We start from the raw sequence: 15098 nt of genomic DNA on the forward strand, positions 1-15098 counted from the left end.
GTTTTCACTCCAACACATTTCCTTGATCATTAATGACTTGCCCTTCAAACGCGTTGACAAAATAGTCTTTTTTCCGGTTGACCACGATATGCCATGTCGGTGTCAACACTTGCGAGGCAGTAAATTGGACAAGTCCATAATAGCCAAGCTCGATTCTAGTGACGTGATCCCCTGGCTGCAAATGTCCTCTTCGATACAGCGTCTCAATCGCCTTAATGGCCGGAACGACATCCTGTTTCCGTTCGTATTTTTCCAAGTCAACGAGCATCGTCTGTTCGTAGGAAAGCGCCTCTTTTTGCTCATTGACGTGGATGACAAGCTTGCTGTTTTCGTTGTCATAAATCATTTTCCCGTCATATACTTGGTAGCAAATCACTGTACCTTTCTTTTTGTCAAATGACCAAAAGGCATATTGTTCCCCATTTAAGATGTGCCGCTGTAAAAACTCGCTCAGTTGGTACTGATCTTCGAAGTTGAAAGCGACCGGATGAGTGAACGTCCCTTTCAACTTTGTTTCTCCTTCAATTTCTACCTTTTGTCCGGATAGTTTTTTCGTATCGGCACTAGTAAACGACCGACTTTTACCGCTAACATACACCGCTTTTGTCACTTCTTTTGGCAAATCGACATATGTAATGCCGTTCGCTTCGAGCTGTTCTTCAATCGTCGTTTCTAAAATAACGTCAAGCTGACTGCTGTTTCGTTTCTCCATAAACTGATAAATTAAAAAACAATCAAGGATGAGGAACACAATAATAAAAATCGTCTTCGTTTTACTCCAATCCATTGGTTCCCCCTCCTCTGCTCTCTCCACCGACACTCACTTTTTTCCACGTTTGCCCATACAAATAAAACCATGCCGGTTCAAGACGGATCACCTTTTCCCGTTCTGGATCTTTGATGAGCTCATAGCCGATGGCAATATCTTTCACGAGCGCTTTACGGACGTCTTTCATTGCTTCGATCTGTTTGACAATATCTCGGCCGGACGGCAACGTTGTCGGTGTACGGTTACGGTCAGCAATCTCAAGGCGGAACAGCGGGCGCTGGTACTTCATTAAATCGCTTGCTCCCCATGTTTCCACAATTTCTGACATGCCATATTCGTTAAAAACCGGATAGCCGTTCACAACAAGGCGGAAAATGATTTTCCGGTCCTCTTCACTCCAGCGGACAAAATGGTACAGATCGGTCCACCCACCATGTTCATTGACAAAATTGATGCTTTTTTGAATGAGATGAGTTTCCGATTTGGTTTGGCTCATATCCGAGGCGCGCGCTGCTGGATTGACATACAACAGCGTTCGTTGGAGAAAATCAACGTTCATCAGCCGTGAACCATCGGTATATTCTTCACCAAACGGAATCAAGTCTTTTTTAACGAAACTCGGATCGCTAAAAAGCGCCTCTTTAAATTTATCGACATCTAATTCATCGGTATAGTATTGCAAGCTACTGAGCGCCACTTCGCTTTCCGGCAAGTAAAGCTGTTTCGTCTCGCTGACCGGATATGCAAAATAACGGGCAAAATGGTTTGTTTCTTTCGTCAGCCGTCTGATTGCCACCAGCGAAGCGTCACTAGCAACCGCTTTATAAATTTTTTGCTTGTCCGTTGCCATAAAATACACTGGAAACTCATCGTCTCCTTCAAGTGGAACGAGAATACGGTCGAATGACAAATCGTCCAATCCTTTATCATCTACAGTGAAAATTAATCGGTATATGTCAATGGGGATTTCGTCTGGATAAATAATTTCCAGCCGCTCCTTGCCATTTAAAAACGTAAAAAACTTTCCTGCCGGAACAGAAGACGAAATGTTTTCGAAGTCGTCAAGCGTCCATTTTTTTATTTCTTTCAACACTTTATTTTTCTCTTCTTCTTTCGTCACGGCATAGTGGGCACCGTTTTTATGGATAATCATCTGTTTGGGCTGCACGACCATCGCCGTATCGACTTGTGTATTGCTCACGGAAACGTGCTGAATATAATCATCGTTTTGCAGCACATCATATTTCGGATAGTATGTCCATAAAACAAACGTCAACGTAATGCTGATCAGCACGAGCACCGTCAACACGACTGTTTTAATCTGCTCATACATTGTACCAGTCATCCTTTTGTTCTCGTTCTAATGGCAACGTAAAGTAAATCGTCGTCCCTTTATGTTCTTTGCTTTCCGCCCAAATTGTCCCACCGTGGGCGAGCACCAATTCTTTGGCAATGGCCAGTCCAAGGCCGGTGCCACCCAATTTGCGCGACCGTGCCTTATCGACCCGGTAAAAACGCTCAAAAATTTTGGCCAAATCCGCTTTCGGAATGCCGACTCCTTCATCGCTGATACTAATGATGATTTCATCAGCCAGCTCGCGCACCCGAAACGTGATCGTCCCACCTTGGGGAGAGTATTTTATTGCGTTGGAAATGATGTTATCCAACACTTGCGTAATTTTATCTTCATCCACTTCAATGAAAATCGCCTCGCGTGGAATGTTGCGAACAAACCGGATATTGTCGCTTTTTGTCAGTTCAAACCGGTCAATAATTTTGTGAAAATAAGCCGAGAAGTTGATCCACGTTTTCTTCAGTTTATAGTCTTTGCTGTCTAGTTTCGATAGATGGAGCAAATCGTTGACGAGCCGAATCATCCGCTCGGTTTCATTTTGCACGACTTGAATGAATCTTGGTGTGATCTCTTTATCTTGCCAAGCACCGTCAGCCAACGCTTCTAAATAACTTTTCATCGTCGTCAGCGGCGTGCGCAATTCATGCGACACATTGGCGACAAACTGCCGCCGTTCGCGGTCGATTTTTTCCTGTTCAGTCACGTCGTGCAAGACGACGATCAACCCGTTGATCAGTCCGCCTTCTTTTTGAATGACTGACAACGAGGCGCGCAAAATATACAATTCCTCATCTGTGCTGAAATCCAAAATGAGCGAATCGTGCTCCTCGAGCAACGTTTCAAACGTATATTGATCGGCGATGCCAAGCACATCAACAATTGAACTCGACAGCACTGTTTCACGTGAAACATTCAAAATGTTGAGCGCTGCATCATTAATCAAAATGACGCGGCCGCGGCGGTCGGTCGCGATGACCCCGTCGGTCATATGTGTCAGCACCGACTCAAGTTTGCGCCGCTCCCCTTCCGTCGTTGCCTGCGCCTCCTGCAGCTTTTTTGTCAAGTTGTTAAACGTCATCGCCAGCTGCCCGATTTCATCGTAGCCATACACTTTCACCTTGCGTGAAAAATCGCCTCTCGTCATCGCCAGCGCTTGTCGGCGCATATCGGAAATGGGGCGGGTGATCGTGCGCGACAAAAAAATGCCGAGCACGGCGGTAATGGCGAGAGCGATCCCCGTTCCGGTCGCCAAAATCATATTAATTTGCCTCATTTGTGAAAAGACGTTTTCCATCGAGGCAATCACATAAATGACACCCTTGACTTCCCCACTCGTTTTGATCGGAGTTGAGGAAATGTACATCCGATAGCCTGTCTTCGAATCAAGCAGCATCCGGTCGACAATTTCACCCGTGACGAGCGAACGTTTCACATAAATCTCCGTCGTTCGCTTTCCGACGATGTTTTGCATATACGGATTGGACGTCGCCAATACTTTCCCTTTCTCATCGATGACGCGCACCTCTGAAATATCTTGGGAAACGAAATCATGAAGAAGCGAACGGATGTCTTCCTCCAATGTCGGGCTTTTCTCATCCCGCTCCCGACTCATTGCCTGCTCAACGTTATAAGCAAGCAGCGTCACCCGTTCGTTCAACGAGTTTTTGAAGTTTTGCACCAGTTCCGTTTCCAGCTTGCGGACGAAGTACACGCCAATAATTTGCATCGCAATGAGAATCAACAACACATAAATAATGACAAACTTAAAATGAATCGAACGAAACGGACCTAACTTTTTCATCTCGGCTCATGACTCCTGTTCCGGGTTGCGCAAGTAGTAGCCGACCCCCCGTCTAGTAACGATCCATGACGGGTGAGAAGGGTTATCCTCAATTTTTTCACGCAGCCGTCTTACCGTTACATCGACCGTGCGTACATCGCCATAATAGTCATAACCCCAGACCGTTTGCAACAAATGCTCGCGCGTCATCACTTGGCCAATATGTTTCGCCAAATAGTGGAGCAGTTCAAATTCGCGGTGAGTCAATTCAATCGTTTCCCCGCGCTTTTGTACGACATACGCGTCCGGACGGATTACAAGCGGACCGACGACGATTTCATTCGTTTCGCTCTCCTCTTCCTCTTGGGTCGCTGTTTGCGCATGGCGGCGCAAGTTCGCTTTCACCCGCGCCAATAGCTCCCGCGTGCTGAACGGTTTGGTGACATAATCGTCTGCTCCGAGCTCCAGTCCAAGCACTTTATCAATCTCCGAGTCTTTCGCCGTCAGCATAATAATTGGCATATCGTATTTTTTTCGCACTTCGCGGCATACTTCCATCCCATCTTTTAGCGGAAGCATAATATCAAGCAAAATTAAATCCGGCATTGTTTCTTCCACTTTTTGAAGCGCTTCTTCACCGTCGTAAGCGCAAATCACTTCGTATCCTTCTTTTTGTAAGTTAAATTGCAAAATATCAGCAATCGGTTTTTCATCATCAACAACTAAAATGCGTTTTTCCATCTCGTTCACATCCTTCCCTTTTGCGATGGAATGCTATCATTACTAATTTATCATGTTATGAAAATGAAATCATCCTTTGTCGATTGCCATTTTGAGGGGTAGGCTGATCGACTTTTTCTCCTTAAAGGCAAGTGGCTTCGAAAATGTGATCTCCGGCGCGAAAACAATGAAAAAGGCATAGACGCACAAGCATCTATGCCTGCTTCCTATCGACCGTCACTCGCTTACGCGTAGACGCTGCGGACGACATTCGTTTGCGAGCGATCCGGGCCGACGGAGAAAATCGAGAGCGGGATGCCGGTGAGCTGGGAAATGCGCTCGACATAGTGGCGAGCGTTCGCCGGCAGCTCGTCCAAGCTTCTCACACCAGTAATGTCTTCCGTCCAGCCTGGCAGCTCTTCATAAATCGGCTCACATTCGGCCAATACTTTTAAGCTGGCTGGAAATTCTTCAATCACTTCACCACGATAACGGTAGGCCACGCAAATTTTCAATGTTTCAATACCGGTTAAGACGTCAATCGAATTGAGCGACAAGTCGGTGATACCGCTCACCCGACGGGCGTGGCGGACGACGACGCTGTCAAACCAGCCGACGCGGCGCGGACGGCCGGTTGTCGTCCCATACTCGCGGCCGACTTCGCGGATGCGGTCGCCAATTTCATCGTGCAGCTCGGTCGGGAACGGCCCATCGCCGACGCGCGTCGTGTATGCTTTCGCCACCCCAACGACATGTTTAATTTTCGTTGGGCCGACACCAGCGCCGATCGTCACCCCACCAGCTACCGGGTTGGATGACGTAACAAACGGATATGTCCCTTGGTCGATATCGAGCATGACACCTTGCGCCCCTTCAAACAAGACGCGACGCCCTTCATCGAGCGCATTGTTCAACACGACTGATGTGTCGCAAACGTACTTAGCGATTTGTTGACCGTACTCGTAGTATTCTTCGAAAATGTCCTCGTGCCGGAAGCCTTCGACCCCGTACACTTTTTCAAACAACATGTTTTTCTCTTCTAAATTGCGGGCCAACTTTTCCGCGAACACATCGCGGTCAAGCAAATCAACGATACGAATGCCGATGCGCGCCGCTTTGTCCATGTATGCCGGGCCAATCCCTTTTTTCGTCGTGCCGATTTTGTTCGCACCTTTCCGCTCTTCCTCGAGCCCATCCAGTTTCAAATGGTATGGCAAAATAACATGAGCGCGGTTGCTAATGCGTAAATTATCCGTCGAAATGCCGTGTTCATGCAAATATGAGAGTTCAGCGACAAGCGCTTTCGGGTCGACAACCATTCCGTTGCCGATGACACAAATTTTATCTTTATAAAAAATGCCCGACGGGATTAAGTGCAGCTTGTACTTTTCCCCGTTAAACACGATCGTGTGTCCGGCGTTGTTTCCTCCTTGGTATCGGGCAATCACTTCCGCATTTTCCGATAAAAAGTCAGTAATTTTTCCTTTCCCTTCATCGCCCCATTGTGTGCCGACAACAACAACTGACGACATGGCGAGCACCTCCAGTTTCCACGGTCTAAACATTGTAAGTGTAACAGTTTTCAGGCATAAAGTCAATGAAACACGAACATTAAAAACAATTATAAACTATTTTATTCGTTTATTAACCAGAGACATGAAAAGAGGCGATGCCATTGGCATCGCGCTGTTTTATGCTCCTGGCGGAATTTGCGCCTCATCGAAACGGCGCTCTAAGTTCACAAATTTATTATACTCTTTAATAAAAGCAAGCTGTACCGTCCCCACTGGGCCGTTACGCTGTTTCGCGATAATGATCTCGATAATATTTTTGTTCTCGGAATCTTTGTTGTAATAATCATCCCGATATAAAAAAGCGACGATATCAGCGTCTTGCTCAATGCTTCCGGATTCACGAATGTCGGACATCATCGGCCGCTTGTCTTGGCGCTGCTCAACGCTGCGCGACAGCTGTGACAAGGCGATGACTGGCACTTCGAGCTCGCGGGCGAGCGCCTTTAACGAACGGGAAATTTCCGATACTTCCTGCTGGCGGTTTTCTTTGCTGCGTCCGCTTCCTTGGATAAGCTGCAAATAGTCAATGACGATCATGCCAAGGCCGCTTTCTTGTTTCAGACGACGGCACTTGGCGCGAATATCACTGACGCGGATGCTCGGCGTATCGTCAATATAAATGCCAGCGTTCGATAAGCTCCCCATCGCCATCGTCAGCTTACCCCAGTCTTCCGGCGTCAGTTGGCCGGTGCGCAAGTTTTGTGCATTGATATTTCCCTCGGCGCAAAGCATCCGCATCACGAGCTGCTGGGCACTCATTTCTAAACTGAAAATGGCAACATTTTCGTTTGCTTTTGTGGCTACGTTCTGCGCGATGTTTAAAGCAAACGCCGTTTTCCCGACCGACGGCCGGGCAGCAACGATGATCAAATCGCTCCGCTGAAAACCGGACGTCATCCGGTCAAGCTCAGTAAATCCCGTCGGGATGCCGGTAATTTCTCCGTTCCGGTTATGGAGCATTTCAATATTATCGTACGTTTGAACGAGAATATCCTTAATATTTTTAAAGGCACCTGAATGTTTCCGTTGGGAAACCTCCATAATTTTTTGTTCTGCTTCATCAAGCAGAAGGTCGATTTCGTCTTCCCTTGTATACCCGTCCTGGGCGATCGATGTCGCCGTACGGATGAGGCGGCGAAGCACCGATTTTTCTTCCACGATGCGGGCGTAATATTCAACGTTAGCCGCTGTCGGCACGGCATCGGCGAGCTCGCTTAAATATGAGACACCGCCGATCTCTTCAAGCTGCTCGGAAGCAGCGAGTTCCGCTGTCACTGTGACTAAATCAACCGGTTCGCCTTTGTCGGCGACACGAAGCATGGCGTGGAAAATTTTTTGATGGGCCGCGCGGTAAAAATCTTCTGGAATTAACATTTCCGAAGCGAGCGTTAACGCAGTGGGATCTAAAAACACGGCGCCAAGCACAGCCTGCTCGGCTTCAATGCTTTGCGGAGGAATTCGTTCAGAAAAAAGTTCACTCATCGTCTCACCACCTTTTCCCCTGTTAGCCGATAAGCAAGGAAGCCCCGCCGCAGCGGGCGGGGACATCTTCGCATCTTGGAGTGAACCGTCACCGTTATTTTTGTTCCGTCACGTGCACTTTTAATGTTGCTGACACTTCCGGATGAAGCTTCACCGGCACGTTCGTATATCCGAGGGCGCGAATGGCATCGTTAAGCTCGATTTTCCGCTTGTCGAGCTTTAGGCCGTGCTGGGCTTGCAGCGCCTCAGCAATTTGCTTGCTCGTGATCGAGCCGAACAAACGGCCTCCCTCACCTGCCTTCGCCGCAATTTCCACTGTCAGCTTTTCAAGCTGCTCTTTTAACTTTTTGGCATTCGCCAGCTCTTCCGCCGCTTGGCGCTGTTCTTTTTGTTTTTGCGCTTCGAGTGCTTTTAAATTCGCTGGCGTCGCTTCAATGGCCAACCCTTGTTTGAACAAAAAGTTGTTCGCATAACCGTCGGCAACGTTTTTGATTTCCCCTTTTTTCCCTTTTCCTTTTACATCTTTCAAAAAAATGACCTTCATACTGGCTTACCCCCCTCAAAATAGTCATGAATCGCTTCACGCAGCTGCTGCTCCGCCTCTCCGACCGTCACACCGGAAAGCTGAGCGGCAGCATTCGTTAAGTGCCCGCCTCCGCCAAGCCGTTCCATAATCACTTGCACATTGACATCGCCCAGCGAGCGGGCGCTAATGCCGACTGTTCCGTCGCCTCGCTTGGAAATGACGAACGAAGCGACAACACCGCTTAACGTGAGAAGCGTATCAGCCGTTTGCGCGATTAACACTTGGTCATGCACTTCGTTCTCGTCTCCTTTAGCGATGGCAATGCCATGTTCATCGATTGCTGCCCGCTCAATCAATTTTGCCCGTTTAACGTAATTGGCCACGCTTTCCCGCAGCAGCTTTTGCACGAGCACCGTATCCGCCCCTTGAGCGCGCAAATATGAAGCCGCATCGAACGTCCGTGAACCGGTGCGGAGCGTGAAGCTCTTCGTATCAACGACAATGCCGGCAAGCAACGCTGTCGCTTCAAGCATCGAAAGTTTCACTCGTTTTGGCTGATACTCCAACAACTCAGTGACAAGCTCAGACGTCGACGAGGCGTACGGCTCCATATAGACGAGAATCGGCGCCTCGATAAACTCTTCACCGCGGCGATGGTGATCGATGACGACGATATGGTCGGCACGATATAACAGCCGTTCCTCAATGACAAGCGACGGCCGATGGGTATCAACAACGATCAAAAGCGTATCTTCCGTTATGAGCTCAAGCGCCTGTTCTGGCTTGATGCATCTTGCCCATAAATCGGCCTGTTTTTTCATTTCCTCAAGCAGCCGCTGCGCTCCAGCGTCTGTTTTCATAGCGTCAACAACAAGAAATCCTTCCTTTTGGTTCGATTGAACAACTTTTAAAATGCCAATGGCGGCTCCAAGCGCGTCCATATCCGGGTATTTGTGACCCATAATGAGCACTTTATCGCTCTCGGCAATCAGTTCGCGAAGCGCATGGGAAATGACGCGGGCGCGGACGCGCGTCCGCTTTTCCATCGGATTCGTTTTGCCTCCGTAAAACTTGACTTTTCCGTTTCCTTGCTTAATCGCCACTTGGTCGCCGCCGCGTCCTAACGCTAGGTCTAGGCTCGATTGAGCAAGCGTCCCAAGTTCGGGAAGCGAGGACACGCCGGCACCGATGCCGATGCTTAACGTAATCTGGGCCTGATGTTTTGCCGTTTGTTCACGCACTTCGTCCAAAATCGAAAACTTACTTTTTTCCAATTGCGTCAATATATGCTCGTTTAATACAGCAATAAACCGGTCGGAGGACGTTCGTTTTAAAAAGATGCCGTAATCATTCGCCCAACGGTTTAATACGGACGTGACAAGGCTGTTCATTTGGCTCTTCGCTTGATCGTCCATTCCTTGGGTAATCTCATCGTAATTATCAAGAAAAATGATCGCCAACACCAATCGCTCTGTCTCATAACGCCGTCTCAGCTCCATATGCTCAGTAACATCGAAAAAGTAAAGAAGCCGTTCATGGCGGTGGACGATCACTTTCAGCTGTTTTCCATTCAGTTCAATGATTTCTTCGTCGGTTTTCCCTTTTTTCACAAAAGCAGCCAACGGTTCGGAAAGTTCAGCGAGCGAACGCCCAATTAATGTCTGTTCTTTAAAACAAGCTGCTAAAAACCGGTTCGACCATTCGATTTTGTCTTCCTCATCGAGGAGCAGAATACCGATCGGCATCTGCATCAGCGCTTCCTCGCTGACTTTTTTTACTCGGTATGACAAGTTGGAAATATATTGTTGCAGCTCCTTGTGTAAAGAGCGTTGCGACCAAATGACGTAATAAAGCAAAAAACCAACACCGAGAAGACCGACGAGCCCAAGCATCCATTGAAAATAAAACAAGCTAACAGCCATAAGCACCGCCAAGGCGGCTAACGCATAGGACGGATAACGGTACGTTTTCCTTTCGTAAAAATGAGACATTCAAGTCAGCTCCTACACTGCAAAAATGGCTTACTTTATCCAATTATTATATGCGGCGGCGCAAATCAAATCCTAAATCAATTATACCGAATATCGCCACAAGATAAAGTAGAAAAGGCAGGAATAAGCAAATAACCGTCCCCGCGACAACAACACCTTTTCCTATGCCTTTTTTGTAAGCGGCGTAGTACAAAAATGAAAACCCCTGAACAATCAAGGCAAGCTGCAACACGTAAGATACGTTCAATACAGCAATGTATGTAAATGTTCCCTCTTTAAGCGGAAATAGGGATAAAACGAGCACAAGGACATAAATCCATAACACGCTTTTGGGCAAGGAAAGCTCACGAAACGGCGGCCACGTGCCGACTGGCAGTTTCAGACGTTTCATGACTGGAAGCGAGACAATAATCGTCACGTACGCCAACACAAACGAGGCGACGAAAAACAAAGTCGGAGTCATGTAACTAATCAGCACAATGGCTTGCTCAAACTGTTTTTTCATCTCCGTCGGCGGTGTTTGCCCCATTCCTTCCATGACGCGCATTGCCGTATCAAATGATTCACGCACTAGCGCGAGTGTATCTTGGATCATATCAACTTGCAAAAATTGAATCGAAATGACATAGTCAAGCACAATGTTGGCTAAAAATACGAGCGCACCAATAAGCAAAACAAGGTAACGATTTTTCTTTTTCACCAGCATCGCGCCGACCGCTATGCCAAAAGTTCCGAACATAAGCGCCATCGGCAGCGACAAAAGCGATCCGATCAAACCGGAGACGACAAGCGCCGCCGCAAGCAGCAACCACGCGGGAATGAGCCCGTGGCGCATCGTAAACACCATAAACGGAAGCGCTAAAAACAAAGCAGCAATGAAACCGATAAACGGCACGTATAACGCGAGCAAAAGCAAAACGGCAAACAATGCCAATTCAATCGCTGCTTCAGTGAGAGCATGCGTCTTTCGCAATGAACGTTCTCCTTTCCGTCTAGTGATCAGCATAAATAGAAAAAAGCAGTAAGGTCCCCCTTACTGCTTTTTTCAGCTCACTCGTCCGCAACATACGGCAAAAGCGCCATTTGGCGCGCGCGTTTGATCGCGACCGTCAATTTGCGCTGATATTTCGCGCTCGTTCCTGTCACGCGACGCGGTAAAATTTTGCCGCGTTCGGAAATGAATTTTTTCAGCAAATCAACGTCTTTGTAGTCGATATGCGTGATGTTATTCGCCGTGAAATAACATACTTTGCGGCGTTTGCCACGTCCACCTTTCCGTCCTGCCATGGTCCGTTTCCTCCTTTCTGTCCCTGTCTTCCTTATCAATTAAAACGGCAAATCGTCGTCAGAAATATCGATCGGTTGGCCGTCATTGGCGAAAGGATCTTCATCAATGCGGCCAATCCCTTTTTCGTTCGGGTATCGGTGGTTCTGATCTTGTCCGAATGGGAACGGATCCCCATAGTAGCCGCCTGCTGCTGCCCCACGTTGCTCGTTGCTTCCTTTTGGCTCAAGAAATTGGACGTTATCAGCCACCACTTCCGTCACATACACGCGCCGGCCTTCTTGGTTTTCATAGCTGCGAGTTTGCAGCCGGCCGTCCACTCCGGCTAAGCTTCCTTTTTTTAAGAAGTTAGCGACGTTTTCTGCCTGGCGACGCCAAACAACACATTGGATAAAATCAGCTTCACGCTCGCCCTGCTGGTTTGTGAACGGGCGGTTGACCGCGAGCGTAAATGTGGCAACAGCCACTCCGCTTGGAGTGTAGCGCAACTCCGGATCTCTCGTTAACCTGCCGACCAAAATGACGCGGTTAATCATCAGAACCACCTCTTAACATATACCAAAAATTATTTTTCTTCTTTTACGACGATATGACGGATGATATCTTCGCTAATGCGCGCTAAGCGATCAAATTCTTGCACCGCTTGCGGTTCTGCCATGACGTTGAGAATCATGTAATAACCGTCACGGTATTTTTCAATTTCATAGGCTAAACGGCGTTTGCCCCAATCCGTCACATTCGTAATCTCCGCACCTTTTTCTTTCAACACGTTGTTGAAGCGTTCGACGACAGCTTGTCTTGCTTCATCGTCCATGTTCGGGCGGATGATATACATGATTTCGTATTTTCTCACGCTCGTCACCTCCTTTTGGTCTAAACGGCCCTTCCGCTGAAGGGCAAGGAGTAATAGCCATTACTCACATTCGTTGATTATACCACGATTGCAAGTGATAAGCAAGGGCATGTCTCGCATTCTGGCTGCGCAAACATCTTCCAGCGCCATTGCGGAAAACAGCGTACCAGTTAGAGAGTTTTCCTTCGGCAAATGTGATCGTTTTTCCTCGAACTTGCCGTTATGTTACACGTTAAACCGGAAGTGCATAATATCGCCATCTTGCACTTCGTAATCTTTTCCTTCGAGGCGCACTTTGCCGGCTTCCCGCGCTGCCGCCATCGATCCAGCAGCGACTAAATCAGCGTACGAAACAGTTTCAGCGCGAATAAATCCACGTTCAAAGTCAGAGTGAATAATGCCAGCGCATTGCGGCGCTTTCATTCCTTTCCGGAACGTCCATGCTCGTACTTCTTGCTCACCGGCAGTGAAAAATGTGGCCAGTCCCAGCAAGCTGTAAGCAGCGCGGATAAGCTGGTCAAGACCAGACTGCTTAATGCCGAGCTCTTGCAAAAACTGTTGTTTTTCTTCGTCGCTGAATTCAGCGATTTCTTCTTCAATTTTAGCGCAAACGACGATGACCTCAGCATTGTCGCTCTTCGCAAACTCGCGCACTTCAGCAACGAACGGATTGCTATCTGGATCAACCACATCTTCTTCCCCGACATTAGCGACGTAAAGCATTGGCTTTGTCGTCAACAAATGTAGCTGTTTAACGACTCTCATCTCTTCATCAGTGAATTCGACCGTACGCGCCGGTTTGCCGGCTTCAAGCGTCTCTTTTAATCGCAGCAAAATGTCGTATTCAAACGCTGCTTCTTTGTCTTTTTGCTTGGCAATTTTGCCGACCCGTTCGATTCGTTTGTCTACTGTTTCTAAATCGGCGAAAATAAGCTCCAAATTGATCGTTTCAATATCGGCTAGTGGATCGACCTTGCCGGCAACGTGGGTAATGTTTTCATCGTTAAAACAACGAACCACTTGGCAAATCGCGTCCACTTGACGAATGTGCGATAAAAACTTGTTGCCGAGCCCTTCTCCTTTGCTCGCTCCTTTGACGATGCCGGCAATATCGGTAAATTCAAAGACGGTCGGCACCGTGCGCTTCGGCTGGAACATTTCCATCAGTACATTTAACCGCTCATCAGGTACTTCGACGACACCAACGTTCGGTTCAATCGTACAAAACGGATAGTTGGCTGATTCAGCTCCTGCCTTTGTAATCGCGTTAAACAACGTCGATTTGCCGACGTTCGGCAAGCCGACAATTCCTGCTGTCAATCCCATTCGTCCCACTCCTCTTTCCCGTTCGCATCTTCCCTCATTATATGGGCTGGCAAGAAAAATGACAAGCGTACCGCCAGTCTGTTCTGGAAAAAGCGTTTTTTAGGTCGTTTCTCTTTCTTTCAGCACTATTTTTTGAATGTGAACTAAACAGTCATACAGTGTACTGCCGCAGCCGTTGCCCGACTCCAAATCCAACGTGAGTACGTTAAACGAACCGCCAAACGCCTCCCCATTGTCCTTCATCAATATTGATTGTTCCCGGATAAGCACCATCAAACACTTTGAACGTGCCGGCGAGCGAGCCGCAGTCGTTGTAGACAAGCACCTGATCACCATCAGTGTGCCCTCTTTCGTCGGCAACATCGGCTGCAACTTCAATGTGAACCATCTGCAATGCCGGAATGAGCGGATAGTGCTGCAAATGGTTCGACCCGAGCGGATGGATCGTCAGCAACCGGTACGGATATTTCGCGGCCAATAACGGATTCGATTCTTTTGATTCAGCCGGATACATGATTTGGAGACGGCCATCCATCCCTTTTTGTCGAACAATGTTAGATATGAGCTCATATTTGCCGCTTGGCGTTTGAAAGCGACGGTCGCACCATGGCACCGGTTCGACAGGCAAAAAAACGCGGTGCTCTGCCTTCAGCCGTTCAAGCGTAATGCCGTCTCGTTCCAAAGGTCGAAGCGCCATCGCGAGAAACTGCTCGTGCGTATAGGCAAATTCATCTGCAAAGCCTACGCGCTTCGCCAGCTCCGTCCAAATCCAAAGGTCGGGATTTGCCTCGCCCGGCGGAATGAAAATGAGATACTTACTCGATGGATTCTGTCTAATGGTTGCATATCAATGCATGTTCGTCCGGGCGACGTTTCGCTCCCAAATAACGATATGACGACTATTCCTTGATATCTTCTGGTGAATGACTGTACGCGTTGCCAAAATCTCACGTTTGCGCTTCAATCCCCGCACCCCAGCAAAGGCTGCCGACAAGTTCCATCACTCCACCATAGCAGTTGAAAAAACGTCGGTCCAAATTTTTCAACAGCCCGTTATTGGCGTAATCATGGTTACGAAGCACAGCTGTCGGACCGAACCGTTTTTTAATTCCCGCACGTTTCGAGCAATATCATCAAACGTCTCTTTCCACGAAACACAGATAAACTGCCCGTTCACTTTTTTCAGTGGATAAAGGAGACATTCCTTAGCATTGACCCGCTCTTTCAACATTCGTCCGCACCTGCAAATGCTCCCTTACGTGATCGGGTGTGGTTCATCGCCGTCAATGCGCACGACTTTTCCTTCCTTCACCGTCACTTTCAACCCGCATACCCTAGCCATTGAGCGGGCATGACGTCACATGCGTGATTTCCATCCTTTTCCCTCTTAATTAACAAAAGAGCATGGGACAGCTGCCCATGCTTTTTTGGTTCGCAT

The 15098-nt window shown here is 48.0% G+C and carries 13 protein-coding genes and 1 pseudogene; all 14 read right to left on the minus strand.

All coding sequences use genetic code 11. The features are described from left to right. Positions 1-4: 4 nt before the first annotated feature. The 14 genes and pseudogenes from yycI to NSQ22_RS18390 all read right to left on the minus strand — a co-directional run bounded on the left by yycI (position 5) and on the right by NSQ22_RS18390 (position 15036). Positions 5-787 (minus strand): two-component system regulatory protein YycI, encoded by a 783-nt coding sequence (yycI, locus tag NSQ22_RS18325; protein ID WP_008880802.1) that lies wholly within the window; start codon positions 785-787, stop codon positions 5-7. Next, positions 774-2102 carry a two-component system activity regulator YycH gene (yycH, locus tag NSQ22_RS18330; protein WP_087960359.1) on the minus strand — a complete coding sequence of 443 codons (1329 nt, stop codon included), beginning with the start codon at positions 2100-2102 and terminating at the stop codon, positions 774-776. The genes yycI and yycH overlap by 14 nt, the downstream gene beginning before the upstream one ends. Further along, positions 2095-3924 (minus strand): cell wall metabolism sensor histidine kinase WalK, encoded by a 1830-nt coding sequence (walK, locus tag NSQ22_RS18335; RefSeq protein WP_087960360.1) that lies wholly within the window; start codon positions 3922-3924, stop codon positions 2095-2097. The genes yycH and walK overlap by 8 nt, the downstream gene beginning before the upstream one ends. 6 nt (positions 3925-3930) lie before the next feature. Continuing rightward, positions 3931-4644: a response regulator YycF gene (gene yycF / locus NSQ22_RS18340; RefSeq protein WP_008880805.1), complete on the minus strand. Its 714-nt coding sequence runs from the start codon at positions 4642-4644 to the stop codon at positions 3931-3933. Between the two features lie 224 nt (positions 4645-4868). Further along, entirely contained in the window at positions 4869-6155 is a 1287-nt protein-coding gene (locus NSQ22_RS18345; RefSeq protein ID WP_008880807.1) for an adenylosuccinate synthase, read from the minus strand. Positions 6156-6314: 159 nt separating this feature from the next. Beyond that, entirely contained in the window at positions 6315-7679 is a 1365-nt protein-coding gene (dnaB, locus tag NSQ22_RS18350; protein WP_008880808.1) for a replicative DNA helicase, read from the minus strand. A gap of 94 nt (positions 7680-7773) precedes the next feature. Further along, positions 7774-8223 carry a 50S ribosomal protein L9 gene (gene rplI, locus NSQ22_RS18355; protein ID WP_011888453.1) on the minus strand — a complete coding sequence of 150 codons (450 nt, stop codon included), beginning with the start codon at positions 8221-8223 and terminating at the stop codon, positions 7774-7776. Continuing rightward, on the minus strand, positions 8220-10196 hold the full coding sequence (locus NSQ22_RS18360) for a DHH family phosphoesterase (protein WP_029761080.1): 1977 nt from the start codon (positions 10194-10196) through the stop codon (positions 8220-8222). The genes rplI and NSQ22_RS18360 overlap by 4 nt, the downstream gene beginning before the upstream one ends. Positions 10197-10242: 46 nt before the next feature. Continuing rightward, positions 10243-11169 (minus strand): YybS family protein, encoded by a 927-nt coding sequence (locus NSQ22_RS18365; protein WP_008880811.1) that lies wholly within the window; start codon positions 11167-11169, stop codon positions 10243-10245. Positions 11170-11246: 77 nt separating this feature from the next. Further along, positions 11247-11483 (minus strand): 30S ribosomal protein S18, encoded by a 237-nt coding sequence (gene rpsR, locus NSQ22_RS18370; RefSeq protein WP_008880812.1) that lies wholly within the window; start codon positions 11481-11483, stop codon positions 11247-11249. Between the two features lie 39 nt (positions 11484-11522). Next, positions 11523-12017 (minus strand): single-stranded DNA-binding protein, encoded by a 495-nt coding sequence (gene ssb, locus NSQ22_RS18375; RefSeq protein WP_011888458.1) that lies wholly within the window; start codon positions 12015-12017, stop codon positions 11523-11525. Between the two features lie 29 nt (positions 12018-12046). Then, on the minus strand, positions 12047-12334 hold the full coding sequence (gene rpsF / locus NSQ22_RS18380; protein WP_008880815.1) for a 30S ribosomal protein S6: 288 nt from the start codon (positions 12332-12334) through the stop codon (positions 12047-12049). Between the two features lie 225 nt (positions 12335-12559). Beyond that, the gene (gene ychF / locus NSQ22_RS18385) at positions 12560-13660 is read right to left on the minus strand and encodes a redox-regulated ATPase YchF (RefSeq protein ID WP_008880816.1); all 1101 of its coding nucleotides are present in this window, start codon (positions 13658-13660) and stop codon (positions 12560-12562) included. Between the two features lie 99 nt (positions 13661-13759). Next, positions 13760-15036, minus strand: a pseudogene (locus tag NSQ22_RS18390) (molybdopterin-dependent oxidoreductase). Positions 15037-15098 lie beyond the last annotated feature (62 nt).

The organism is Geobacillus sp. FSL K6-3411 (genome assembly GCF_037965715.1).
Classification (GTDB): Bacteria; Bacillota; Bacilli; order Bacillales; family Anoxybacillaceae; genus Geobacillus; species Geobacillus thermodenitrificans.